At 67.3% G+C, this 23,806-nt stretch carries 30 protein-coding genes; 9 read left to right on the top strand and 21 right to left on the bottom strand.

Going from position 1 to position 23,806, the window contains the following annotated elements:
- Positions 1-45: 45 nt before the first annotated feature.
- Together AC0IY0_RS08425 and dnaN are read right to left on the bottom strand one after the other, a co-directional pair.
- Positions 46-297, bottom strand: a complete 252-nt coding sequence (locus AC0IY0_RS08425; RefSeq protein ID WP_471763564.1) for a type II toxin-antitoxin system ParD family antitoxin — start codon at positions 295-297, stop codon at positions 46-48.
- A 12-nt stretch (positions 298-309) separates the two neighbouring features.
- Positions 310-1,431: a DNA polymerase III subunit beta gene (gene dnaN / locus AC0IY0_RS08420; protein ID WP_147907571.1), complete on the bottom strand. Its 1,122-nt coding sequence runs from the start codon at positions 1,429-1,431 to the stop codon at positions 310-312.
- Positions 1,432-1,652: 221 nt separating this feature from the next.
- On the opposite strand from dnaN, the gene AC0IY0_RS08415 reads away from it, so the two are divergent.
- Positions 1,653-2,963, top strand: a complete 1,311-nt coding sequence (locus AC0IY0_RS08415) for an MFS transporter (protein WP_471763563.1) — start codon at positions 1,653-1,655, stop codon at positions 2,961-2,963.
- An 18-nt stretch (positions 2,964-2,981) separates the two neighbouring features.
- Here AC0IY0_RS08415 and AC0IY0_RS08410 read toward each other — a convergent pair whose 3' ends face one another.
- Positions 2,982-3,203 carry a hypothetical protein gene (locus AC0IY0_RS08410; protein WP_147941550.1) on the bottom strand — a complete coding sequence of 74 codons (222 nt, stop codon included), beginning with the start codon at positions 3,201-3,203 and terminating at the stop codon, positions 2,982-2,984.
- A 61-nt stretch (positions 3,204-3,264) separates the two neighbouring features.
- Positions 3,265-4,548, bottom strand: coding sequence for a hypothetical protein (locus tag AC0IY0_RS08405; protein WP_471763562.1), 1,284 nt, complete (start codon positions 4,546-4,548; stop codon positions 3,265-3,267).
- A gap of 343 nt (positions 4,549-4,891) precedes the next feature.
- Between AC0IY0_RS08405 and flgB the strand changes: the two genes are divergently transcribed.
- The 8 genes from flgB (at position 4,892) to recA (ending at position 12,515) form a co-directional block, all read left to right on the top strand.
- Positions 4,892-5,296: a flagellar basal body rod protein FlgB gene (flgB, locus tag AC0IY0_RS08400; protein ID WP_147907567.1), complete on the top strand. Its 405-nt coding sequence runs from the start codon at positions 4,892-4,894 to the stop codon at positions 5,294-5,296.
- A gap of 65 nt (positions 5,297-5,361) precedes the next feature.
- The gene (gene flgC / locus AC0IY0_RS08395) at positions 5,362-5,769 is read left to right on the top strand and encodes a flagellar basal body rod protein FlgC (protein WP_147907566.1); all 408 of its coding nucleotides are present in this window, start codon (positions 5,362-5,364) and stop codon (positions 5,767-5,769) included.
- A 35-nt stretch (positions 5,770-5,804) separates the two neighbouring features.
- Positions 5,805-6,119: a flagellar hook-basal body complex protein FliE gene (gene fliE, locus AC0IY0_RS08390; RefSeq protein ID WP_147907565.1), complete on the top strand. Its 315-nt coding sequence runs from the start codon at positions 5,805-5,807 to the stop codon at positions 6,117-6,119.
- 55 nt (positions 6,120-6,174) lie between these two features.
- Positions 6,175-6,441 carry a flagellar biosynthesis protein FliQ gene (gene fliQ, locus AC0IY0_RS08385; RefSeq protein WP_147907564.1) on the top strand — a complete coding sequence of 89 codons (267 nt, stop codon included), beginning with the start codon at positions 6,175-6,177 and terminating at the stop codon, positions 6,439-6,441.
- Between the two features lie 51 nt (positions 6,442-6,492).
- Complete coding sequence (fliR, locus tag AC0IY0_RS08380; protein ID WP_147907563.1) at positions 6,493-7,254, top strand: flagellar biosynthetic protein FliR; 762 nt, start codon at positions 6,493-6,495, stop codon at positions 7,252-7,254.
- Positions 7,255-7,286: 32 nt separating this feature from the next.
- Positions 7,287-8,354, top strand: a complete 1,068-nt coding sequence (locus tag AC0IY0_RS08375) for an EscU/YscU/HrcU family type III secretion system export apparatus switch protein (protein WP_471763560.1) — start codon at positions 7,287-7,289, stop codon at positions 8,352-8,354.
- 198 nt (positions 8,355-8,552) lie between these two features.
- Positions 8,553-11,258 carry a cell cycle histidine kinase CckA gene (cckA, locus tag AC0IY0_RS08370; RefSeq protein WP_147907561.1) on the top strand — a complete coding sequence of 902 codons (2,706 nt, stop codon included), beginning with the start codon at positions 8,553-8,555 and terminating at the stop codon, positions 11,256-11,258.
- A gap of 195 nt (positions 11,259-11,453) precedes the next feature.
- Positions 11,454-12,515 carry a recombinase RecA gene (gene recA / locus AC0IY0_RS08365; RefSeq protein ID WP_409565429.1) on the top strand — a complete coding sequence of 354 codons (1,062 nt, stop codon included), beginning with the start codon at positions 11,454-11,456 and terminating at the stop codon, positions 12,513-12,515.
- A gap of 359 nt (positions 12,516-12,874) precedes the next feature.
- Here recA and rpsQ read toward each other — a convergent pair whose 3' ends face one another.
- The 17 genes from rpsQ to AC0IY0_RS08280 all read right to left on the bottom strand — a co-directional run bounded on the left by rpsQ (position 12,875) and on the right by AC0IY0_RS08280 (position 23,546).
- The gene (rpsQ, locus tag AC0IY0_RS08360; RefSeq protein ID WP_147907559.1) at positions 12,875-13,141 is read right to left on the bottom strand and encodes a 30S ribosomal protein S17; all 267 of its coding nucleotides are present in this window, start codon (positions 13,139-13,141) and stop codon (positions 12,875-12,877) included.
- 20 nt (positions 13,142-13,161) lie between these two features.
- A complete protein-coding gene (rpmC, locus tag AC0IY0_RS08355; RefSeq protein WP_058194328.1) occupies positions 13,162-13,377 on the bottom strand; it encodes a 50S ribosomal protein L29 in 216 nt (71 codons plus the stop codon).
- Positions 13,378-13,389: 12 nt separating this feature from the next.
- Positions 13,390-13,803: a 50S ribosomal protein L16 gene (rplP, locus tag AC0IY0_RS08350; RefSeq protein WP_007569280.1), complete on the bottom strand. Its 414-nt coding sequence runs from the start codon at positions 13,801-13,803 to the stop codon at positions 13,390-13,392.
- A gap of 11 nt (positions 13,804-13,814) precedes the next feature.
- On the bottom strand, positions 13,815-14,555 hold the full coding sequence (gene rpsC, locus AC0IY0_RS08345; protein ID WP_147853165.1) for a 30S ribosomal protein S3: 741 nt from the start codon (positions 14,553-14,555) through the stop codon (positions 13,815-13,817).
- Between the two features lie 10 nt (positions 14,556-14,565).
- Positions 14,566-14,952, bottom strand: coding sequence for a 50S ribosomal protein L22 (gene rplV, locus AC0IY0_RS08340; RefSeq protein WP_147853164.1), 387 nt, complete (start codon positions 14,950-14,952; stop codon positions 14,566-14,568).
- Between the two features lies 1 nt (position 14,953).
- Positions 14,954-15,232: a 30S ribosomal protein S19 gene (gene rpsS, locus AC0IY0_RS08335; RefSeq protein ID WP_007569276.1), complete on the bottom strand. Its 279-nt coding sequence runs from the start codon at positions 15,230-15,232 to the stop codon at positions 14,954-14,956.
- 5 nt (positions 15,233-15,237) lie between these two features.
- Positions 15,238-16,074 (bottom strand): 50S ribosomal protein L2, encoded by an 837-nt coding sequence (rplB, locus tag AC0IY0_RS08330; protein WP_147853163.1) that lies wholly within the window; start codon positions 16,072-16,074, stop codon positions 15,238-15,240.
- Positions 16,075-16,099: 25 nt separating this feature from the next.
- On the bottom strand, positions 16,100-16,396 hold the full coding sequence (locus tag AC0IY0_RS08325) for a 50S ribosomal protein L23 (RefSeq protein ID WP_007569272.1): 297 nt from the start codon (positions 16,394-16,396) through the stop codon (positions 16,100-16,102).
- Positions 16,393-17,013, bottom strand: coding sequence for a 50S ribosomal protein L4 (rplD, locus tag AC0IY0_RS08320; RefSeq protein WP_147853162.1), 621 nt, complete (start codon positions 17,011-17,013; stop codon positions 16,393-16,395). The genes AC0IY0_RS08325 and rplD overlap by 4 nt, the downstream gene beginning before the upstream one ends.
- The gene (gene rplC / locus AC0IY0_RS08315) at positions 17,013-17,750 is read right to left on the bottom strand and encodes a 50S ribosomal protein L3 (RefSeq protein WP_058194332.1); all 738 of its coding nucleotides are present in this window, start codon (positions 17,748-17,750) and stop codon (positions 17,013-17,015) included. Before rplC ends, rplD begins: the two co-directional genes overlap by 1 nt.
- Positions 17,751-17,800: 50 nt before the next feature.
- Positions 17,801-18,109, bottom strand: coding sequence for a 30S ribosomal protein S10 (gene rpsJ, locus AC0IY0_RS08310; protein ID WP_007569268.1), 309 nt, complete (start codon positions 18,107-18,109; stop codon positions 17,801-17,803).
- A 79-nt stretch (positions 18,110-18,188) separates the two neighbouring features.
- Positions 18,189-19,379, bottom strand: coding sequence for an elongation factor Tu (gene tuf, locus AC0IY0_RS08305; RefSeq protein ID WP_147853161.1), 1,191 nt, complete (start codon positions 19,377-19,379; stop codon positions 18,189-18,191).
- Between the two features lie 57 nt (positions 19,380-19,436).
- Entirely contained in the window at positions 19,437-21,512 is a 2,076-nt protein-coding gene (gene fusA, locus AC0IY0_RS08300; RefSeq protein WP_147909525.1) for an elongation factor G, read from the bottom strand.
- A 30-nt stretch (positions 21,513-21,542) separates the two neighbouring features.
- On the bottom strand, positions 21,543-22,013 hold the full coding sequence (gene rpsG / locus AC0IY0_RS08295; RefSeq protein ID WP_007557567.1) for a 30S ribosomal protein S7: 471 nt from the start codon (positions 22,011-22,013) through the stop codon (positions 21,543-21,545).
- A 133-nt stretch (positions 22,014-22,146) separates the two neighbouring features.
- Complete coding sequence (rpsL, locus tag AC0IY0_RS08290; RefSeq protein WP_007557568.1) at positions 22,147-22,518, bottom strand: 30S ribosomal protein S12; 372 nt, start codon at positions 22,516-22,518, stop codon at positions 22,147-22,149.
- Positions 22,519-22,879: 361 nt separating this feature from the next.
- A complete protein-coding gene (locus tag AC0IY0_RS08285; RefSeq protein ID WP_471763725.1) occupies positions 22,880-23,152 on the bottom strand; it encodes a DUF805 domain-containing protein in 273 nt (90 codons plus the stop codon).
- Positions 23,136-23,546, bottom strand: a complete 411-nt coding sequence (locus tag AC0IY0_RS08280; RefSeq protein WP_471763555.1) for a hypothetical protein — start codon at positions 23,544-23,546, stop codon at positions 23,136-23,138. The genes AC0IY0_RS08285 and AC0IY0_RS08280 overlap by 17 nt, the downstream gene beginning before the upstream one ends.
- Positions 23,547-23,806: the final 260 nt, after the last annotated feature.

Raw genomic sequence — 23,806 nt, 5'->3', positions numbered from 1 at the left:
TTGCGCGCAGATCGGTTCGGGCTCGTCGTGACAAAACGACCGGCTTCAAGGGCCGGCCTTTTCCATGGCGGCATAGCGCGCGCCCAAGGCATTCGGCCTGACGTCGAGCGGCTCATCATCTCCGCTCTCGATGCCCTTCCGCCAGGCCTCAGGCATCGTCGCGAGGCGATCCTCGTGCTGGAGCCGCAGCGCGACGCCAGCCGCGATCCCTTCCTGCGGCGAACCGAAGCGACCCGCCGTGATCAGACGATCGCGCAAGGCTTCCCGAGTTGGATCGAGGATCACGGCGTTCGGCATGACAGCCTGCGACTACACCCGCATCGGCATCAGCACGTACAAGGCCGGCGCGCCCTCGCGATCCTGGATCAGGGTCGGCGAGCCCGGGTCGGCGAGCTTGAACAGGGCGGTGTCGCCCTCAAGCTGCGCGGTGATGTCGAGCAGGTAGCGGGCATTGAACCCGATATCGAGGCCGGCGGCCTCGTAATCGACGTCCAGCTCTTCCGTGGCGCTGCCCGAATCCGGGTTGTTGACCGAGAGCGCCAGGCGCCCCTCGGTGAGCCCGAGCTTCACGGCGCGGCCGCGCTCCGACGAGATCGTCGAGACCCGGTCCACCGCCTTGGCGAAGGCGTCGCGCTCCACGGTCAGCCGCTTGTCGTTGTTGGCCGGGATCACCCGCTGATAGTCCGGGAAGGTGCCGTCGATCAGCTTCGAGATCAGGGTCAGGCCGCCGGCGAAGCGCAGGCGGATCTTGGCGGGAGACAGGTCGACCGCCACGGTCTCGCCGCCATCGTCCAGAAGCTTCTGAATCTCGGCGACCGCCTTGCGGGGCACGATCACCCCCGGCATCCCGACGCTGCCTTGCGGGGCCGGGATCTCGACCCGGGCGAGGCGGTGGCCGTCGGTGGCGACCGCGCGCATCACCGGGCCGGCCTCGGACTCCAGCGTGTGCAGGTAGATGCCGTTGAGGTAGTAGCGCGTCTCCTCGGTGGAGATCGCGAACTGCGTCTTGTCGATCAGGCGCTTCAGGTCGGCGCTCGCGATCTCGAACCCGTGTGGCATCTCGCCGGCGGCCAGATCCGGGAAGTCGCCCTCCGGCAGGGCGCCGAGCGCGAACCGCGACCGGCCCGAGCGGATCGTCATCTGGCCGGATTCACCGCCGGTCTCCAGCGAGACCTGGGCGCCGTCGGGCAGCTTGCGCACGATGTCGTAGATCACGTGCGCCGGGACCGTGGTGGCGCCGGGATCGGCCACGTCGGCCGGCACGCTCTCGGTGACCTCGATGTCGAGGTCGGTCGCCCGGAGCTGGAGGCTCGATCCCTCCGAACGCAGCAGCACGTTCGACAGGATCGGGATCGTGTTGCGGCGCTCGACGACCCGGTGCACGTGGCCGAGCGACCTGAGCAGGGCCGCGCGCTCGACGGTGACTCTCATCGCGATACTCAAGTGATGGGGGAGGGCGCCGCGGCCGGCATCCCTCTCGAAAACAGGCCGATCAGCTTGGCGAAGGGGACGGGCGAACGCAAGGCCGCCGCAGCGGCATCGCACAGCTACGCCGCCGGCCGGTGGGATTCAGGGTTCCCGCCGGGGCCGCCCCGTGCGAAAGCGCCGCGCTCAACCTGAAGCAGCACCGGCCGCCCGAGTTCCGTCAGACCATGCCGCACAATGTCGAGACCGCGAGCCCGCACGCCGCCGCACCGAGCGCCAGCCCCGGGCGCATCCTGGCCGCGAGCTTCGTCGGCACCGCGATCGAGTTCTTCGACTTCTACATCTACGCGACCGCGACCGCCCTGGTGATCGGCCCGGTCTTCTTCCCGGCGGGGGCGCCCGGGGTGCAGCAGCTCAGCGCGTTCGCGACCTTCGCGATCGCGTTCATCGCGCGGCCGTTCGGGGCGGCTTTGTTCGGGCATTTCGGCGACCGGGTCGGCCGCAAGGCGACGCTGGTCGCCTCGCTGCTGATCATGGGCCTGTCCACCGTCCTGATCGGCTGCCTGCCGACCTATGCCACCGCGGGCTGGTGGGCGCCGGCCGCGCTGTGCATCCTGCGCTGCGGCCAGGGGATCGGGTTCGGCGGCGAATGGGGCGGGGCGGCCCTGCTGGCCGTGGAGAACGCACCGCCGGGCAAGCGCGCCTGGTACGGCATCTTCCCGCAGCTCGGCGCGCCGGTCGGCTTCATCCTGGCCAATCTCGGCTTCCTCTGCCTCAGCTTCGGCCTCTCGCCCGAGAGTTTCCAGACCTGGGGCTGGCGCCTGCCGTTCCTGGCCTCCGCCGCCCTGGTCGGGGTCGGCCTCTACGTGCGCCTGAAGCTCACCGAGACGCCGGCCTTCAAGGCCGCGCTGACCGACGCGAAGCCCGAGCGCGTGCCGTTCGCCACGATGCTGACCCAACACGGCGGCTCAGTACTAATCGGGACCTTCGCCATGGTGGCGGTCTACGCCGTGTTCTATCTCTCGACGGTGTTCGCCCTGGGCTACGGCACCGGCACGCTGGGCTACAGCCGCCCGACCTTCCTGATGTTCGAGTGCATCGCGGTCTGCTTCATGGCACTCGGGACCGTGATCTCGGGGGCTGCCGCCGACCGGTTCGGCCGTAAGCCGGTGCTGCTCTCCGGAATGGCCGCGGTGTTCGCCCTCGGCTTCCTGATGGGTCCGATGCTCGGGAACGCCGCCTCGGCCGGGACCTGGCCGCCGGTGCTGGGCTTCCTGTGCCTCAGCCTGCTGGCGATGGGCTGGGTGTTCGGCCCCATGGGCGCGGTTCTGCCGGAACTGTTCCCGACCCGGGTGCGCTACACGGGAGCCTCGGTCACCTACAACCTCGCCGGGATCCTGGGCGCCTCGGGGGCGCCCTACATCGCCCAGGAGCTGGCGGCCTATGGCGGGATCGGTTTCGTCGGATTCTATCTCGCGGCTGCCGCCGTGCTCAGCTTCGTCGCCGTCCTGGCCATGCGGGAAAGCGCGTACGATTGAGGAAGAGGGGTTCGCCCCTCACATGCGGGCTTGGGCGGCCGGCTCGTAACGGCCGAGGAACCGGGTCCGATCCCACAGCTCGATCGCCTCGTCCGTGGCCATGGCCCGGGCGCGGCGGCGGGCCTGCGTGTCGTCGGCGGCCGGCACGATCTCGGCCGAGAACACGCGGCCGGCCCGGTCGAGCTTGAACGCCCGGTAGGCGCGGTTTCGCTGAGCGGTCTGGGCGTCCAGGTTGAGCATCGGATCCTCCTCGGAGCCCGACCCTTCCCAAAACTGGTTAACCGTCCGTCAACGCGTGATCTCAGTTGCGCTTGTCGAGGGGCCGGCCCAGCAGGCGCGCGAACTCGGCCTCGATCTCCTCCACGGAGAACGGGTTGCCGGCGGCCTTCGGCTCGGGCCGTGGCGGCGCGGCGGGTGCAGCCCGCGGCGGCGGCGCGACAGGCGCCGGAGGTGGCGTCGGCTCCACGGGGGATGGTGGGCTCGGGGCCGGGGGCTCGGGCGTCGAAACCGCGGCCGGCGGCGGCTCGGGCGCGGGTGTCGGCGGCTGGAGCTGCTGGGCGGCCGGCGGGACTGGAGAAACAGGCGGTGCGGGCGGAACGGGTGCAGGGGCCGGAGGAGGAGGCGCGGCCGCCATCAGAGCGGCCATGGGATCCACCGGCTCAGGCGCCAGCGCGGACGGTGCGGGCGTCACCGCCGAGGCGGGGCGCGCCAGCGCGGCCTGGAGCTGCCGCGCCATATCGTTGAGCACCGCCGGATCGACGGAGCGCCGCTCGGTCGGGACGGCCAGACTTGGAGCGGCAAGGCTCGAAGCGGCAAGGCTCGGAGGAGTCGGAGCGGACCGGACGGGCTCGTCGCGCTCGGGGGCGGCCTCCGGCATGCGCTCGGAGGCGGGATTGGCGCGCGGCTCGGCCAGCGGCGGCGCGGTGCGGCTCAGGATCCGCCGGGGCGAGAACGTCTCACGGAGCGGCGGCGACGGGGCAGAGGGTTCGGCTGCGCGGGGCTGCGGGACGGCCGGGGCCGAGACCTCCTGGCCCGGCTCGTCACCGCCCAGCAAGCCGACATCGAGCGGGAAGGTGACCGCCGGGGCGGCGGCGGAGCGCGGCACCGGCGGCGGCACCACGACCGGCATCTCGAAACCGGGATCGAACAACGGCTCGGAGCGGCGGCCGGCGATCTCGGCGAGCGCCCGGGGCGGCTCGGCGAGGCGGCCACCCTGGGCCATCGGATCGGGCAACGGCTCGGCCAGGGGCTCCGACCCGCCATCGGCGCGCAGCGTCGCCTCGGGCAGGGGGCGCTGCGAGCGCTGGATGTTGCGCTCGACCACGACGTCGTTGGGGCCGCCGACCAGCAGCAGGTGCTCGACGTTGTCCCGGCGCAGCAGGATCAGCTGCCGGGCCCGGTCGAGTTCGTAGACATCGACGATGCCGAGCCGCGGCTGGCGCCCGCGGGCAGGGGTGCGTCCGGGCAGCGCCAGGCTGCGTCCGGTCAGGCGGCGCACCGTGAACACGATCGCGGCCAACGCCGTGAAGATGACGGCGAAGATCACGACATACTGGACGATGGGAGAGCCCTCAGAACCGAACACGGATTGCAGCCATTGCAAGATTACGCACTCGCACGTTTCGGCCGCCGCAGGGCCGCGCCCGGCACGAGCCTCGCTCATACCACGCCGGCCGCCCCCCAAGGCAAACGACGTTAAGACTTCGTTAACAGGCTCTTAAGTTTAGCGCCATCGAGACAAGAGGTTGTGAAGGACCGGGCGCCGCCATCCCGGGGACCGTCGCCGCGGCCCCGTCCGCGAGCGCCCGACGCGGCGGTTGGCGATCTCCCGACCGGCTTCGCGCGCTTAACGGTGCGTTAACCATGAAGGCGGCAGATTTTGCCGAGCCCGCTCGAACCGACGGGGCATCGCGCACCCGGAGGCGACCATGGCCCTGACCGACCTGCCCGTCCTGGGGATGCTGCGCACCCGGATGCAGTGGGCGCAGGCGCGCCAGGGGCTGATCGCCGAGAACGTCGCCAACGCCGACATGCCGGGCTTCAAGCCGCGCGACCTGGCCGAGCTGCGCTTCGACCGGGCCACCGGCACTGCGGTTAACACCTCTCCGAGCCTGGCGCTGACCAGCCCCGCCCACCTCGCGCCTCCCGGGCAATCCGAGGCCGGGGCCGACGCCAAGGGCGCCAAGCGCTTCGAGATCCGGCCGAACGGCAACGCGGTCAACCTCGAGGACGAGATGATGAAAGCCGGCGACAACCAGTCCGACTACCAGCTCGCCGCCTCGCTCTACCAGCACAGCCTGACGACCCTGAAGATCGCCATCGGCAAGAGCTGAACGTTTCGGACACCGATCGATCGGACGCGCCGTCGAAACGCGCGGCGGAAAAGGGGCCCTGAGCCATGGAATTCAGTAAGTCCCTCACCGTGGCCGCCGCCGGCCTCAAGGCGCAGTCGGGCCGGATGCGGATCATCGCCGAGAACATCGCCAACGCCGATTCCGCGCCGGCCTCGGCTGGGACCGAACCCTACCGCCGCAAGATCCCGTCCTTCACCAGCCACATGGACCCGGAGACCGGGGCCAAGCTGGTGGAAGCGGGCCGGGTCCGGCGCGACACGTCCGCGTTCCGGACCAAGTACGAGCCCGGCAACCCCGCGGCTAACGCCCGGGGCGAGGTGCAGATGCCCAACGTCAACGCCCTAATCGAGAACATGGACCTGCGCGAGGCCCAGCGCTCCTACGAGGCGAACCTCAACATGGTGACGTCCACGCGCAAGATGCTCTCGCAGACGCTGTCGATCCTGAAGTGAGCCCGCCTGACGTGATCCCGAAGGAAGTCTAGCCGATGGCGACGAGCAATTTCGCGGCCGGCGCCTACGCCGCCGTCCAGGGCATGGCGAACGGCCGCCCCGCCCCGAAAATCCAGTCGGCCAATGAGGCCGGCGGCAACTTCATGCAGATGCTGGGCAGCGCCCTGGACAACGTCGGGGATGCCGGACGGCGGGCCGACGGCCAGGCGATCTCGGCGGCGTCCGGCAAGGCCAACGTGGTCGACGTGGTGACCGCGGTAGCCGAGAGCGAGACCGCCCTGCAGACCATGGTTGCGGTGCGCGACCGCATGATCTCCGCCTACGAAGAGATCATGCGGATGCAGATTTGAGCAGACATCCCGGACCAGCGGATTTCCGCTGCCTTCTTTTTGAGCACGACGCCCCATGACCGGCCTGGCCATCCTCGACGTCGCCCGCGACGGTATCTTCGTCTTCCTCAAGGTGGCCGGCCCCCTGATGCTGGTCGCGCTGGCGGTCGGGCTGATCGTCTCGCTGCTCCAGGCGCTGACGCAGGTCCAGGAGCAGACCCTGATCTACGTGCCCAAGATCGTCGCGGTGTTCGCCGCGCTCCTGCTGATGCTGCCGTTCATCGGCGACGCCATGGCGGGCTACATGATCCGCATCGCCGCCCGCATCGCGGCCGGCGGCTGATGGCGCCCTCCGGCGGGACAGGGGCGGCGCGCACGTGCCATAGGGGCGGCGATGAACCTGCTCCTGCCCGGCATCGCCTCGGCCTACCTGATCGCCTTCGCCCGGGTCGGCACGCTGATCATGCTGATGCCCGGGGTCGGCGAGCAGATGGTGTCGCCGCGGATCCGGCTGGCCTTCGCGCTGCTGACCACGCTGGTGCTGTTCCCGACCGTGCGCCCGCTGCTCGGCGGCACCGACGGGCTGGCGGGGCCCCGGCTGATCGGGCTCCTGTTCGCCGAGACGATCGTCGGCCTGGTCCTCGGCCTGTCGGTCCGGATGGTGCTGGCCGCGCTGCAGACCGCCGGGCTGATCATCTCGCAGCAGCTCGGCCTGGCCTACGCCATGACGGTGGACCCGAGCTACGGCGGCCAGCAGGCGGCGCTCGGCAACTTCCTGTCCCTGCTCGGCGTCACGCTGATCTTCGCCGCCGACCTGCACCACCTCGCCATCGAGGGCCTGGCGCAGAGCTACGTGGTGCTGCCTCCGGACGGGGTCCCGGCCTTCTCCGACGCGCTGATGCTGGCGGTGAAGGCGCTCACCCGGGGCTTCACCCTGGCGGTGCAGATCTCCGGGCCGTTCATCGCCTTCGGGCTGCTGTTCAACCTCGGGCTCGGGGTGCTGTCGCGGCTGATGCCGCAATTGCAGGTGTTCTTCCTGGCGGTCCCGGCCTCGGTGCTCGTCGGCATGCTGATCCTGATGGGCTCGCTCGGCGTCATGATGGGCGTCTTTCTGGACGATCTCGGCCGGTATCTCGGCGAATTCGTCGGGCGCTGAGCGTCCACGCGCACTGAGGTCGAGCAGGGACGATGGCCGAGGGCGCGGAGCAGGAAGACAAGACCGAGGAGCCGACCCAGCGGCGGCTCGATCAGGCGATCGAGCGCGGCGACGTCGCAACAAGCGCGGAAATCAACACCTTCGCGATCCTCGGGGCGTTCACGCTTGCCCTGGTGATCGCGGCCCCGACCATCGCCCAGAACCTGACCCAGGGCCTCAAGGCCTACCTCGCCAACGCTCACACCCTGCCGGACGACGCCACCGCCATGAAGCAGGCGGCGACCCGGGGCCTGTGGCTGTGGCTGGAGGCGGTGGCGGTGCCGGTCGGGATGGCGGCTGCGGCCGGCCTCGCCGCCGGCCTGCTGCAGCACCCGCTGGTCCTCACCGCCCAGACCCTGGCGCCGAAATTCGACCGGATCTCGCCGATGGCTGGGATCAAGCGGCTGATGGGGGTCGAGGCCCTGTTCCAGTTCGGCAAGGGCCTCGCCAAGATCGGCGCGGTCGGCATCGTCGGCGCGGTGCTGCTCTGGAACGACCGCGACCGGCTGGAGGTGTTCGCCCGCCTGGATCCGGCCGGCAGCCTGCCCGCGATCCTCTCCCTCAGCCTGCGGCTGCTCGCCGGCATGCTGTGCATGCACCTGGCGATCACGCTGGGCGACGCGCTCTACGCGCGCTTCCGCTGGCGCAAGCGCCACCGCATGTCGAAGGAGGAGATGAAGCAGGAGATGAAGGAGTCGGACGGCAACCCGGAGATCAAGGGCCGCATGAAGCAGATCCGCATGGCGCGGGCGCGGAAGCGGATGATGACGGCGGTGCCGACCGCCACCGTGGTGGTGACCAACCCGACCCACTACGCGGTGGCCCTGCGCTACGAGGCCGGCATGGCCGCCCCGATCTGTGTCGCCAAGGGCGTCGATGCCCTGGCCCTGCGCATCCGCACGGTGGCGGCGGAGCATGGCGTCGCGGTGATCGAGAACCCGCCGCTCGCCCGGGCGCTGCACGCCACGGTGGAGATCGACCGCGAGATCTCGGCCGAACACTACCGCGCGGTGGCGGAAGTCATCGGCTTCGTCCTGCGCCTGCGCCGGCGGGCGGCGTAGGAGCGATTGGCAGGATGTGGGCGTCGGCACGACGATCGCATCCCGTGGGCCCGAAAAGCCACGCTTCCTCCACCTTTTTTTGCAAGGCTGCAGCAAGGCTTGGCGCGACGCGAACGGCGCGACGCGGGTGATGCCGTACCGCCCGTGCCCTGCTATGGCCGGCGGGCCTAACCGGGTGATTGTTCTGGAATGATGCCGATGGCCGACGTCACTGGACCTCCGGCGCCCGCGACGGGCACGCAGATCGCGAACCCGCAGGGGACCGGCTCGATCGACCGCTCGGAGCAGCCGGGCCGGGTCGGGCTGCTGCTCGTGCTCGCCGGCCTGCTGGTCGGGGCCGCCATCGGCCTGTCCTTCGTGGCTAACGAGCAGGCGCAGTCGCTGATCGTCTGGCTGCTGGCCCTGCTGGCGATGGCCGGCGTGTTCTTCCTGTTCGCGCTGGCGATCGGGGCGCTTCAGCTCAGCGGTACCGCGACCCGGGACGACATCACCAAGGGCATCGTCGACGCCTCCCCGGACGGGGCGCTGGTGGTCGAGGATGGCGGCCGCCTGATCTACGCCAACGAGGCCTACCTGCGGGTCGCCGGCGGCGACGCGTTCTCGAACCTCGTGCCCGTGGAGCGCATCCTGGTCGGCTCGCCGGAGGTCTCGGAGGCGGTCTACCGCCTGTCGCAGGCTTCGCGGGACGGCCGGGCCCATACCGAGGAAATCCGGATGTCGCCGCCGCTCGGCCCCCAGGCGAACGAGCGCGGCTTCGGCTGGTACCGGGTGTCGGTGCGGCCCCTGGCGCGCCCGCGCCGGGCCGCCTCGCTCTGGACGGTGGCGGACATCACCGCCGAGCGCGAGCGCCAGGAGAACGTCTTCCAGGAGCTTCAGCACGCGATCGATTATCTCGACCACGCCCCGGCGGGATTCCTGTCGATCGATCCGGCCGGCGCGATCGTCTACATGAACGCGACGCTCGCGGCTTGGCTCGGCTACGACCTGGCGAGCGTCGGCCCGGGCGGCCCGCACCTCACCGAGATCGCCCCGGAGGCCGACGTGCTGGTGCGCACCGCCGGCCTGCCCGGGGAGGTCCGCACCGACCGGTTCGACCTCGACCTGCGCCGCCGCAACGGCCACACCCTGCCGGTGCGGCTGTACCACCGCGTCGCCTTCGGCAAGGATGGCAAGCCCGGCTCGTCGCGGACCTTCGTGATCAACCGCTCGGCCGGGGCCGAGACCGACGAGCCGCAGCGCGCCGCCGAAGTCCGGCTCGCCCGCTTCCTCAACAACTCCCCGATCGCCATCGCGACCCTGGACCGCTCCGGCCGGATCGCCCGGGCCAACACCTCGTTCACGCGTCTGTTCGGCACGGTGCCGCGCCAGGTCGACGAGGGCGGTCCGGAGGGGGAGGGCACCCAGGGCGCCGAGCCCAACGTGGCCGATTCGGTGGTCGACCGCGCCTCCCTGGAGGCCGGCCTCGCCCGGGCCGCCAGCGGCCTGTCCGACCCGGAGCCGATCGAGGTCCAGCTCAGCGGCCCGGGGGGCCGCTCGGCCCGGCTCTGGCTCAGCCCGGCCGACAGCAGTGACGCCACCCACAAGGCCGACGAGGCCGAGCGCGTGATCCTGTACGCCCTCGACACCACGGCGCAGCGGCAGCTGGAGCAGCAGGTCGCCCAGGCTCAGAAGATGAACGCCGTAGGCCAGCTCGCCGGCGGCATCGCACACGACTTCAACAACGTCCTCCAGGCGATCATCGGCTACTCGGACCTGCTCCTGGCGAGCCACCGGCCGACCGACCCGGCCTTCCAGGACATCATGCAGATCAAGCAGAACGCCAACCGGGCGGCGGGCCTCGTCCGCCAGCTCCTGGCGTTCTCGCGCCGACAGACCCTGCGTCCGGAGGTGATGAATGTCGGGGAGGGGCTCTCGGAGCTGACCCTGCTGCTCAAGCGGCTGCTCGGCGAGCGCGTCGCCCTGGAGCTGAAGCACGGCCGCGACGTCTGGCCGGTGAAGGCCGACGTCAACCAGTTCGAGCAGGTGATCGTGAACCTGGCGGTCAATGCCCGCGATGCGATGCCGGACGGCGGCAAGCTGATGATCCGCACCGAGAACGTGACCGATCCGGGGCCGATTGCGGCCGTGGAGGGACGCGGCGGCGCACCCGCGGGCGACCACGTCCTGATCGAGGTGCGCGATACCGGCCAGGGCATTCCGGCCGAGCTGATGGAAAAGATCTTCGAGCCCTTCTTCACCACCAAGGAGATCGGCAAGGGCACCGGCCTCGGGCTCTCGACGGTGTTCGGCATCGTCAAGCAATCCGGCGGCACCATCGACGTGCAATCGACCATCGGAGAGGGGACCGCCTTCCGGATTTACCTGCCGCGGCACGTGCCCGTCGCGGAGCCCGAGGAGGCCGCCCCCGCGGTTCCGGCCCTGCCCCGGGCCGACATGCCGGCGACGGCCAAGCCGCCCGGCTCCGTCGATCGCACCGGCACCCAGAAGGCACCGGAGAAGCCGGCCCCGCGCAAGCCCGCTGCCGACCATACCGGGCAGGGGACGATCCTGCTGGTCGAGGACGAGGATCCCGTCCGGGCGGTCAACAGCCGGGCGCTGTCGGCTCGGGGCTACACCGTCCTGGAGGCCGCCTCCGGCCTGGAGGCCCTGGCGATCGTGCGCGAGGGCAGCCAGCCCATCGACCTCGTCGTCTCGGACGTGGTGATGCCCGAGATGGACGGCCCGACCCTGCTGCGCGAGGTGCGCAAGAGCCAGCCGGACCTGAAGGTGATCTTCGTCTCGGGCTACGCCGAGGACGCGTTCCGCAAGAACCTGCCCGAGGGCGAAGCCTTCAACTTCCTGCCCAAGCCGTTCAGCCTCAAGCAGCTGGTCGAGACCGTGAAGAAGACCATGGCGGCCGACTGACGGCGCTCCGGCAAAAAGAGCCCGACCGAGAACCTGAGCGCCGCCCCATCCGGGCGGCGTTCCCATGTCCGGCGGCCTTGCAGAATGAGAACAAAAAGGGTACACAAACGCCGTGTTGACGCGCGTTGTGAATGGCGCGCAACCCCTTCATAAGGAGCCCGCCAGATGGCCCAGCCTGCATTGAAAGTGGTCGACATGCCCCCGGTGGACAAGGACAAGTCCAAGGCGATCGACGCCGCCCTGTCCCAGATCGAGCGTGCCTTCGGCAAGGGCTCGATCATGCGCCTCGGCAAGAACGACAAGGTGCAGGAGGTCGAGACCGTCTCAACCGGTTCGATCGGCCTGGACATCGCGCTCGGCGTCGGAGGCCTGCCCCGCGGCCGGGTCGTGGAGATCTACGGCCCCGAATCGTCCGGCAAGACGACGCTGGCCTTGCACACCATCGCCGAGGCCCAGAAGAAGGGCGGCGTCTGCGCCTTCGTGGACGCCGAGCATGCCCTCGACCCGATCTACGCCCGTAAGCTCGGCGTCAATCTCGACGACCTGCTGATCTCGCAGCCGGACACCGGGGAGCAGGCGCTCGAGATCACCGACACGCTGGTGCGCTCCGGCGCCATCGACGTGCTGGTGGTCGATTCAGTCGCCGCGCTGACCCCGCGGGCCGAGATCGAGGGCGAGATGGGCGAGAGCCAGCCCGGCCTCCAGGCCCGCCTGATGAGCCAGGCCCTGCGCAAGCTCACCGGTTCGATCTCGCGCTCGAACTGCATGGTGATCTTCATCAACCAGATCCGGATGAAGATCGGCGTGATGTACGGCAGCCCGGAGACCACCACGGGCGGCAACGCGCTGAAGTTCTACGCCTCGGTGCGCCTCGACATCCGCCGGATCTCGACCCTCAAGGACCGCGACGAGGCGATCGGCAACCAGGTTCGCGTCAAGGTCGTCAAGAACAAGGTCGCGCCGCCGTTCAAGCAGGTCGAGTTCGACATCATGTTCGGCGAGGGCGTGTCGAAGGTCGGCGAGCTGATCGACCTTGGCGTGAAGGCCGGCATCGTCGAGAAGTCCGGCGCCTGGTTCTCGTACAACAGCCAGCGCCTCGGCCAGGGCCGCGAGAACTCGAAGGGGTTCCTGCGCGACAACCCTGAGATCGCCGGCAAGATCGAAGCCTCGATCCGCCAGAATTCCGGCCTCGTCGCCGAGAAGATCCTGGAAAATGCCAAGCCGACCGAGGACGACCTCGACGAAGGCGAGGCCTGACGAACGGCAGACAAGCGGAATGCCAAAGGGCTGGAGCCCTTTGGCAGGTTCAGCGGGGTTCGAGCCAGTCTCGCGAGCCTCGCAGGGCTCCGCCTTGCACCCGAGAAAGGTCGATGACCCCCTAAAGCCTTGATCGTCCCAGGCCTGGATCGACCGCTCTCGCCCGATCCAGGCCACGCCCCAGAAACGACAACGCCCGGCGCGAATCCGGCCCTATGAGGGTCGAGCTTCGTCCGGGCGTTTGTCGTACTGAACGCCGGGTAGGGAAGAAAGCACCGTATCCGGTGCAACGTCCCGACCGTCCAACTTCCAGCTACGTCGAGGCGGACGCGGAAACCCGCAGCCGCCGCTTCCCTTGATCAGGCGGCTTCGCCGGCCTCGGCGACCGCGGAGGCCTGGTCCTCGACCAGCTTCCAGGTCTTGGTCTTCGAGAAGGGGCGGCACTCCTCGATGAACACCGTCTGCCCGACCTTGGCGACATTCGCCTCGTCGTGGGCATGGTAGTTCTTCGAGCGGCGCACGGTCTTCTTCATCACCGGGTGAGTGAAGCGACGCTCCACCTTCACCACGATGGTCTTCTCGCCCTTGTCGCTGACGACGGTGCCCTGCAGGACGCGCTTCGGCATGGTGTTCTCCTAAGCCCCTGTCAGCTCTTGGACGCCTGCAGCGTCTTCGAACGCTGCAGGGTGCGGACGCGGGCGATGTCGCGGCGGACCTCACGGACGCGGGCGACGTTCTCGAGCTGGCCGGTAGCCCCCTGGAAGCGCAGGTTGAACTGCTCCTTCTTGAGGTTCAGCAACTCGTCGTTCAGCTGATCCGGCGACAACGCCTTCAGATCAGACACTCTCTGGGTCGACTTCACGATATCCTCCGTTCAGTCGGCGATGCGTTGGACGACCCGCGTACGGATCGGGAGCTTGGCGGCACCGAGGCGCAGGGCCTCCTTGGCAATGTCCTCGGCGACACCGTCGACCTCGAACATGATCCGGCCCGGATGGACACGGGCGGCCCAGTAATCCGGAGCGCCCTTGCCCGAGCCCATGCGGACTTCGGTCGGCTTCGAGGAGACCGGGACGTCCGGGAATACCCGGATCCAGACGCGGCCCTGGCGCTTCATCTCACGGGTGATCGCGCGGCGGGCCGCCTCAATCTGCCGTGCGGTAACGCGCTCGGGCTCGACAGCCTTCAGGCCGAACTGACCGAAGTTCAGCTCGAAGCCGCCCTTGGCCGCACCGTGGATGCGGCCCTTGAACTGCTTACGGAAGCGAGTCTTTTTGGGTTGCAGCATGGCTTCCTACCTTACGCGTGCTCGCGGCGTCCGCGCTCGCGGCCGCCCTCGCCATCGCGCTCACGGCGTCCGCCGGAGCGGCCACCCTCTTCCTGGGCCTTCTTGTCCTGGGCCATCGGGTCGTGCTCAAGGATCTCGCCCTTGAACACCCAGACCTTGATGCCGCAAGTGCCGTAGGTCGTGAACGCCGTAGCGGTGCCGTAATCCACGTCCGCGCGCAGCGTGTGCAGCGGGACCCGGCCCTCGCGGTACCATTCCTGGCGAGCGATCTCGGCGCCGCCGAGACGGCCCGAGCAGTTGATCCGGATGCCCTCCGCACCGAGACGCATCGCCGACTGCACGGCGCGCTTCATGGCGCGACGGAAGGCAACGCGGCGCTCGAGCTGCTGAGCAATCGAGTCGGCCACCAGGGTAGCGTCGATCTCGGGCTTGCGCACCTCGACGATGTTGATCGTCACGTCAGCCTTGGTCATCGTGCCGACCAGCTTGCGCAGCTTCTCGATATCCGCGCCCTTCTTGCCGATCACCACGCCCGGACGACCCGAGTGGATGGTGACGCGGCACTTCCGGTGCGGACGCTCGATTACGATCTTCGAGACGGCGGCCTGCTTCAGCTGCTTCATCAGGGCGGCGCGAATGGCGACGTCCTCGTGCATCAGCTTGGCGTACTCGCCCTTGCCGGCGAACCAGCGGGAGTCCCAGGTCCGGTTGATACCGAGACGGAGACCGATCGGATTGACTTTCTGGCCCATGAGATCCTCCTTAAGCCGCTTCGGCCTGGCGGACTTCGCGAACCACGATGGTGAGGTTCGAGAAGGGCTTCAGGATACGCGCACCGCGGCCGCGGGCACGAGCGTGGAAGCGCTTGAGCACGAGGGCCTTGCCCACGAAGGCCTGGGTGACGACGAGATCGTCGACATCCAGATCGTGGTTGTTCTCGGCATTCGCGATCGCGCTCTCGAGGCACTTCTTGACCTCGGTCGAGATGCGCTTGCGCGAGAACTGCAGCTCGGCCAACGCAGTGTCGACCTTCTTGCCGCGGATCATCTGCGCCACGAGGTTCAGCTTCTGCGGGCTGACACGCAGCATGCGCGCAACTGCCTTCGCCTCGTTCTCGGGGAGCGCGCGGGGGGTGGCTTGCTTGCCCATCTCAGCGCCTCTTCGCCTTCTTGTCGGCCGCGTGCCCGTGGAAGGTGCGGGTCGGCGAGAACTCGCCGAACTTATGCCCCACCATCTCCTCGGAGACGTAGACCGGGATATGCTTCTGCCCGTTGTGCACACCGAAGGTGAGCCCGACGAACTGCGGGAGAATCGTGGAGCGGCGGCTCCAGATCTTGATGACCTCTGAGCGCGAGGAGCCCCGCGCCGCTTCGGCCTTCTTGAAGAGGTAGCCGTCGACGAACGGCCCCTTCCAGAGAGAGCGTGCCATAGCGATTACTTCTTGCGGTTGTGGCGGCTGGACAGGATGAACACGTCGGTCCGCTTGTTGGACCGGGTCTTCTTCCCCTTGGTCGGCACGCCCCACGGCGTGACCGGGTTGCGGCCGCCCGAGGTACGGCCCTCGCCGCCGCCGTGCGGGTGATCCACCGGGTTCATGGAGACGCCGCGGTTATGCGGGCGCTTGCCGAGCCACCGGTTGCGCCCGGCCTTGCCGAGCGAGATGTTCATGTGGTCCGGGTTCGAGACCGCACCGACGGTCGCGAAGCACTGGCCATGCACGAGGCGCTGCTCGCCCGAGTTCAGCCGCAGCGTCACGTAGCCCTGGTCGCGTCCGACGATCTGAGCGTAGTTCCCGGCCGAGCGGGCGATCGCGCCGCCCTTGCCGATCTTCAGCTCGACGTTGTGGATGATCGTACCCACCGGCATCGAGCCGACCGGACCGGCATTGCCCGGCTTGATGTCGACGTTCTCGCCCGTCACCACCTTGTCGCCCGGCTGCAGGCGCTGCGGAGCCAGGATGTAGCTCTGCTTCCCGTCGGGGAAGTTGATCAGGGCGATGAACGCGGTGCGGTTCGGATCGTACTCGATCCGCTCGACCGTCGCCGTCACGCCGAGCTGCTCGCGACGCTTGAAATCGACGTTGCGCAGCACACGCTTGTGGCCACCGCCGCGGAAGCGGACGGTGATGCGGCCGAGGTTGTTACGGCCGCCGGAGGAGCTCTTGCCCTCCGTCAGCGCCTTCACCGGCTTGCCCTTGTAGAGCTCACGGCGGTCGACGAGCACGAGCTGGCGCAGGCTCGGCGTGACCGGTTTGAATGTCTTCAAGGCCATCGGCTTGGATCCCTAAAACCCGTCCTCAGAGCCCGGTCGTGACGTCGATCGTGTGGCCCTCGGCCAGGGTGACGATCGCCTTTTTCACGTCGGAGCGCTGCCCGCGGAGACCGCGGAAAATCTTCTTCTTGCCCTTGGTCACGAGGGTGTTCACCGCCGTGACCTTGACGTCGAACAGCTTCTCGACCGCCTCCTTGATCTGAGGCTTGGTCGCCTTCGGGCCGACCCGGAAGACGACCTTGTTCTGTTCGGTCAGGTTCGTCGCCTTCTCGGTGATGACCGGGGAGACGATGATATCGTAGTGGCGCGGATCGGCACTCATTTGAAACGCTCCTCCAGCGCGTCGACAGCGGCCTTCGTCAGGACGAGCGTGTTACGGCGCAGGATGTCGTAGACGTTGATCCCCTGCACGGGAAGGACGTCGATCTGCGGGATGGCACGCGCGGCGCGGCCGAAATTCACGTCGACCTCGGCACCGCCGATGATCAGCGCGTTCGAGAGGCCCATCTTGCCGAAGCGCTCGATGAGACCCTTGGTCTTGTGATCCTCGATCTTGATGTCGTCGACGACGATCAGGGTCGAGGACTTGGCCTTGGCCGACAGAGCGTGGCGCAGTGCCAGGGCACGGACCTTCTTGGGAAGGTCGTGGCTGTGGTCGCGAACGACCGGCCCGAAGGCGCGTCCGCCACCGCGGAACTGCGGTGCCGAGGCAGCGCCGTGACGGGCGTTGCCGGTGCCCTTCTGCTTGTACAGCTTCTTACGGGTGCGGTTCACGTCCGAACGGTTCTTCACCGCGTGGGTTCCGGCGCGCCGCTTGGCGAGCTGCCAGCGTACCATGCGCTGAAGGAGGTCGGCCCGCGGCTCAAGGCCGAAGATTTCCTCGTTCAGATCGACCGAGCCAGCGCCGGCGCCGTCGAGAGTGGTGATATCGAGCTTCATCAGGCGGTCTCCTCAGCCGCAGGGGCCTCGGGGGCGGTCTGGGCGGACTCGGTGGACGCGCCGTTCTCACGGAACTTGCCCGGCAGCGGAACGTCGGCGGGGAGCTTGCGCTTCACCGCGTCGCGGATCTGGATCCAGCCACCGGCGACACCGGGGACCGCGCCCTCGACCAGGATCAGGCCGCGCTCGGGATCGGTGCGCACGACGCGCAGGTTCTGGGTGGTGACCCGCTCGACACCGAGGTGACCCGGCATCTTCTTGTTCTTGAAGGTCTTGCCCGGGTCCTGACGGCCGCCGGTCGAACCGATCGAACGGTGCGAGATGGACACGCCGTGGGTGGCGCGCAGGCCGCCGAAGTTCCAGCGCTTGATACCGCCGGCGAAGCCCTTACCCGTGGTCGTGCCCGTCACGTCGACGAACTGACCCGGAATGAAGTGGTCCGCGGTGATCTCCGCGCCGACCGGGATCAGCGCGTCCTCGGACACGCGGAACTCGGCGAGCTTCTTCTTCGGCTCGACCTTGGCGACCGCGAAGCGACCGCGCTCGGCCGCCGACACGTTCTTAACCTTGGCCTTGCCCACGCCGACCTGGAGGGCGACGTAGCCGTTCTTTTCGACGGTGCGGTGGGCCACCACCTGGCACTGATCGATCTTAAGCACTGTGACGGGGACATGCTCCCCCGCGTCCGTAAAGACGCGGGTCATGCCGACCTTCTGTGCGATGACGCCTGAGCGCATAGGTCTCTCCCTCGCGCGATGAAACGGTAAGCTCGAAATCCCGGCGGGACTTAGAGCTTGATCTCCACGTCCACGCCGGCGGCGAGGTCGAGCTTCATCAGCGCGTCCACGGTCTGCGGCGTCGGATCGACGATATCGAGCACTCGCTTATGCGTGCGCATCTCGAACTGCTCGCGCGACTTCTTGTCGATGTGCGGCGAGCGGTTCACGGTGAACTTCGCGATATGCGTCGGAAGCGGGATCGGACCCCGGATGGTCGCGCCGGTGCGCTTGGCCGTGGAGACGATCTCCTTGGTCGACGCATCGAGGATGCGGTGATCGAACGCCTTGAGGCGGATGCGGATGTTCTGACCGTTCATAATCCTGAAACCTTGAGAGGGACGGCGGGGGGTGCGAGGACGTGTCCCCGCCGCGCCCTGCTAAGGATGCTATCCTGGCTTAGTCGTTGATGGCGGCGACGACGCCGGCACCGACGGTGCGACCGCCCTCGCGGATGGCGAAGCGCAGCTTCTCCTCCATGGCCACCGGCACGATCAGCGTGACGTCCATGGTCACGTTGTCGCCCGGCATCACCATCTCGGTGCCCTCCGGCAGCTCGCACACCCCGGTCACGTCCGTGGTCCGGAAGTAGAATTGCGGCCGGTAGTTGGTGAAGAACGGCGTGTGGCGGCCGCCTTCCTCCTTGGTCAGGATGTACGCCTCGGCCTTGAACTTGGTGTGCGGCTTCACCGAACCCGGCTTGCACACGACCTGGCCACGCTCCACGTCCTCGCGCTTGGTGCCGCGCAGCAGCACGCCGACGTTGTCGCCCGCCTGGCCCTGGTCGAGCAGCTTGCGGAACATCTCCACGCCGGTCACCGTCGTGGTCGTGGTCGCCCGGATACCGACGATCTCCACCGTCTCGCCGACCTTGACGATCCCGCGCTCGACGCGACCCGTCACCACCGTGCCGCGGCCCGAGATCGAGAACACGTCCTCGATCGGCATCAGGAACGGCAGGTCGATCGGACGCTCCGGCTGCGGGATGTAGGCATCCACCGTCGCCATCAGCGCCAGCACCGCCTCCTTGCCGATCTTGGGCTCCTTGTCCTCCAGCGCCATCAGCGCCGAGCCCTTGGTGATCGGGATGTCGTCGCCCGGGAAGTCGTACTTCGACAGAAGCTCGCGCACCTCGAGCTCGACCAGCTCCAGGAGCTCCTCGTCGTCGACCATGTCGACCTTGTTCAGGAACACCACCAGCGCCGGCACGCCGACCTGGCGGGCGAGCAAGATGTGCTCGCGGGTCTGCGGCATCGGGCCGTCGGCCGCCGACACCACCAGGATCGCGCCGTCCATCTGGGCGGCGCCCGTGATCATGTTCTTCACGTAGTCGGCGTGGCCGGGGCAGTCGACGTGCGCGTAGTGCCGGTTGGCCGTCTCGTACTCCACGTGCGCGGTCGAGATCGTGATCCCGCGCGCCTTCTCCTCCGGGGCCTTGTCGATCTGGTCGTAGGCCGTGAACGTCGCACCGCCCGTCTCAGCCAGCACCTTCGTGATCGCCGCCGTCAGCGACGTCTTGCCGTGGTCGACGTGACCGATCGTGCCGATGTTGCAGTGCGGCTTGGTGCGAGCGAACTTTTCCTTGCCCATCAGAGCCTCCTAGATTCGAAATCGTGTTGCGGATGAAGAGGTGGTACCGGCGTAGCCTCAGGCGTACTTGGCGATGACCTTGTCGGCCTCGCCGCGCGGCACCTCTTCGTAGTGGTCGAACTGCATGGTGAAGTTCGCCCGGCCCTGCGACATGGAGCGCAGGTTGTTCACGTAACCGAACATGTTGGCCAGCGGCACCATCGCGTTGATGACGTTGGCGTTGCCACGCATGTCCTGGCCCTGGATCTGGCCGCGGCGGGAGTTCAGGTCGCCGATGACCGAGCCGGTATACTCTTCCGGCGAGACGACCTCGACCTTCATCACCGGCTCGAGCAGGACCGAGCCGCCCTTCTGAAGCGCCTCGCGCAGTGCGGCCCGGGACGCGATCTCGAAGGCCAACGCCGATGAATCGACGTCGTGGTAGGCACCGTCGATCAGCTCGACCTTGACGTCGACCACAGGGAAGCCCGCCAGCACGCCGGCGCCCAGGACCGAGTTGAGGCCCTTCTCGACGCCCGGGATGTACTCCTTGGGCACCGCGCCGCCGACGATCTTCGACTCGAACTGGAAGCCAGCACCCGGCTCGTTCGGCTCCACGACGAACTTGACGCGGGCGAACTGGCCCGTACCGCCGGTCTGCTTCTTGTGGGTGTAGTCGATCTCCTGACGTCGGGTCAGCTTCTCGCGGTAGGCCACCTGCGGCTGGCCGATATTCGCGTCGACCTTGTAGGTCCGGCGCAGGATATCGACCTTGATGTCCAGGTGAAGCTCCCCCATCCCCTTGAGGATGGTCTGGCCGGATTCCTGGTCCGTCGAGACCCGGAAGGACGGATCCTCGGCGGCGAGCTTGGCGAGCGCGATGCCGAGCTTCTCCTGATCGGCCTTCGACTTGGGCTCGACGGCGATCTCGATCACCGGCTCCGGGAACTCCATGCGCTCCAGGATCACGGCCTTCTGCGGATCGCACAGGGTGTCACCGGTGCGGGTGTCCTTGAGACCGGCGAGGGCGACGATATCGCCCGCGAAGGCTTCCTTGACGTCCTCACGGTTGTTGGCGTGCATCAGGAGCATGCGGCCGACGCGCTCCTTCTTGTCGCGCGTCGAGTTGATGACGTTGGCGCCCGACTCGATCTTGCCCGAGTACACGCGGCAGAACGTGATGGTGCCGACGTGGGGATCGTCCATGATCTTGAAGGCGAGCATGGAGAAGGGATCGGCATCCGTCGGGTGACGGACGACCGGCTCCTCGGTCTTGAAGTCTAGTCCGTCGACGTCGCCACGATCGGCCGGGGAGGGGAGGTAATCCACCACGGCGTCGAGCAGGGGCTGCACGCCCTTGTTCTTGAAGGCCGAGCCGCACAGCACCGGATGGAAGGCGCGCAGCTGCACGGCGCGACGCACGAGCTTGTGCATCGTCGCGGCATCCGGCTCGGTACCGTCGAGATAGGCCACCATGGCTTCGTCATCGAGTTCGACGCAGGCTTCGACCAGCTTGCTGCGGTACTCGACGGCCTGGTCCTTGAGCTCCTCGGGGATCTCGACCTCGGAGAAGTCGGCGCCCAGGGTCTCACCGGACCAGACGATCGCCTTCATCTTGATCAGGTCGATGACGCCCTTGAAGCTGGACTCGGCGCCGATCGGCAGCTGCAGGCAGACCGGCTTGCCGGCGACGCGATCGATGATGTCGGCAACGCACTTGAAGAAGTCGGCGCCGATCTTGTCCATCTTGTTGACGAACACGACGCGCGGGACGTCGTACTTGTCGGCCTGGCGCCAGACGGTCTCAGTCTGGGGCTCCACGCCCTGGTTGCCGTCGAGCACGCAGACGGCGCCGTCGAGCACGCGCAAGGAACGCTCGACCTCGATGGTGAAGTCGACGTGCCCAGGGGTGTCGATGATGTTCAGGCGCTTCTCGCGCCAGAAGCACGTCGTCGCGGCGGACGTGATCGTGATGCCGCGCTCCTGCTCCTGCTCCATCCAGTCCATGGTGGCGGCGCCGTCATGGACTTCGCCGATCTTATGCGACTTTCCGGTGTAGTAGAGGATCCGCTCCGTGGTCGTGGTCTTCCCGGCATCAATGTGGGCCATGATGCCGAAGTTGCGGTAGTCCTCGATCGCGTGCGTGCGGGGCATTGGATTGCTCCTGAGAGACGGCGGAACCGCTTACCAGCGGTAGTGCGAGAAGGCGCGGTTGGCTTCAGCCATCCGGTGCGTATCTTCCCGCTTCTTGACGGCGTTGCCGCGGTTGTTCGCGGCGTCGAGCAGCTCGGCGGAGAGCCGCTCGATCATGGTGCGGTCGTTGCGCGACCGGGCGGCCTGGATCAGCCAACGGATGGCGAGGGCCTGGCGGCGCTCGGTCCGGACCTCGACGGGGACCTGGTAGGTCGCGCCGCCGACGCGCCGGGAGCGCACTTCGATCATCGGGGCGACATTGTCGAGCGCAGCGCGGAACACCTCGATCGGGTTGGCGCGGGCGCGGTTCTCGACGATGTCGAAGGCACCGTAGACGATCCGCTCGGCGGTCGACTTCTTGCCCTCGTACATGATCGAGTTCATGAACTTCGTCAGCACCACATCCCCGTACTTCGGGTCCGGGATGATCTCACGCTTCTCGGCAGAGTGACGACGGGACATCTCTTAAACTCTCAAACGAGTCTGACTTAAGCACCTCGCGCAGGCCGCCTGGGCTTTCTTGATGAAGCCGGCGACATCCTTACGAGGCCGTGGAAACGCATCTCTGCGACCGGATAAACTCCGGTCGCCGGTCTTACTTCGGACGCTTAGCGCCGTACTTGGAACGGCGCTGCTTCCGGTTCTTCACGCCCTGCGTGTCGAGCACGCCGCGCAGGATGTGGTAGCGCACACCCGGAAGATCCTTCACGCGGCCGCCGCGGATCATGACGACCGAGTGCTCCTGGAGGTTGTGGCCCTCGCCAGGAATATAACCAATCACCTCGAAGCCGTTGGTCAAACGGACCTTGGCGACCTTACGAAGGGCCGAGTTCGGCTTCTTCGGGGTCGTCGTGTAGACCCGGGTGCAGACGCCGCGCTTCTGCGGGCAAGCGTCAAGCGCCGGAACCTTGTTGCGGCTCCGCTGGATCTTCCGCGGCTGGGCGATCAGCTGGTTGATCGTCGGCATCCTGTGCCCTCTTCCTCGGTCACCTTGGCCGGACCGCCTAGGGCAGTCCGCAAAACGAATATGCGCCGGAGGTCCTGTCACAGACCCTCGGCGCGGTGTGGGCAGAGGAGCACGCTCATAACGAACGCGCTCGTACCTACGGATCTGACTTAGAGCGTCAGGCGATTTGAGCCTTCGGATCGCTCGAGGCGATCGCGGCGCCCAAGGGTCAAACCCTAGGGCCGTCGGCAGCCAATGGCCGTCCGAAGTGGCGCGCTTTTAGCCTCGGTTAACCCGCAGGTCAATGCGTCGATCGCGATATTCTGGGCACCGCGCCGATCGAGTGATCAGCCCGGCCGACAAACGCATGTGCTCCCGCATCCTATGCGCTCGGTGCGATGGGTGGAAGGCCGAACCGGTTCGGCTCCGCATCGCCGGCTTTTGCCAGCACCTGTACGATGAACCAGATCCAAAATCCGAAGGTGGCAACGCCAGTCAGCAAGGCGAGAGTGATGAACAAGGCAGGAACCCCGATCGCATGGCGGCTGTAAGATGAGAGAAAGCCGATCGATGCACAAAGGAAGGACAGCGGAGTGAGGACGTAAGGTACGGCGTTCAGCCAACCGGATCGATTGACATCATGGCAGCGCTTGATGCCGAGAGCGAGGCCGCACCACGCCGTAACAAAAAAAAACGATTATGTTCACGCCTGGAATAAGGCCAAGAACAATGTTTACAATCATCAGCACCAAAAATCCAAAGGTCCAATAGTCACGACGTCCGATGCGGCCATTTGGATTAAAATAGAAAGCAACCCAATCTCGCTGGCGAACAGCTTTACTGAAGGCCGGTGAGAAAACCGGGGCTCGACCGGGGACAGGGTATATTTCGCGTGCCTCACCATCGACAACTATGAAGTCCACCGCATGACCAGCCCGTGTGCTATTACTGTTCAGATCTGCACTTGAGAAACGATAGCGCTGACCGTCATCGCCCGAGATTGCGCCCGGCGCATTTGCTTCGGGTACTGCCAGAATATATCCGCGCATTCGTCGAACCTCTCGTTTTTGCTCCCGTTATCATTGGGATGCAGAGATCACGACAATGTGCCTGGGAAACCGTTCAGTCAACGCGAGAGGAGATGTCGACTTTTTGGTGATCACAAATGTATATATTGAATTTCAATACCATATTAATCGATATCATATTACTAAGGTGATACGTTACATTATCTGGCTCGCCCTTCTGTTATCTCATCGATTGATATCTTTTAACGCCCATAAACTCATCTCATTTCATTCGAACAGTC

The sequence above is a fragment of the Methylobacterium sp. AC315 genome (assembly GCF_979253755.1).
The sequence above is the reverse complement of the archived record's forward strand: the minus strand, read 5'-3'. Positions and strand labels throughout refer to the sequence as shown.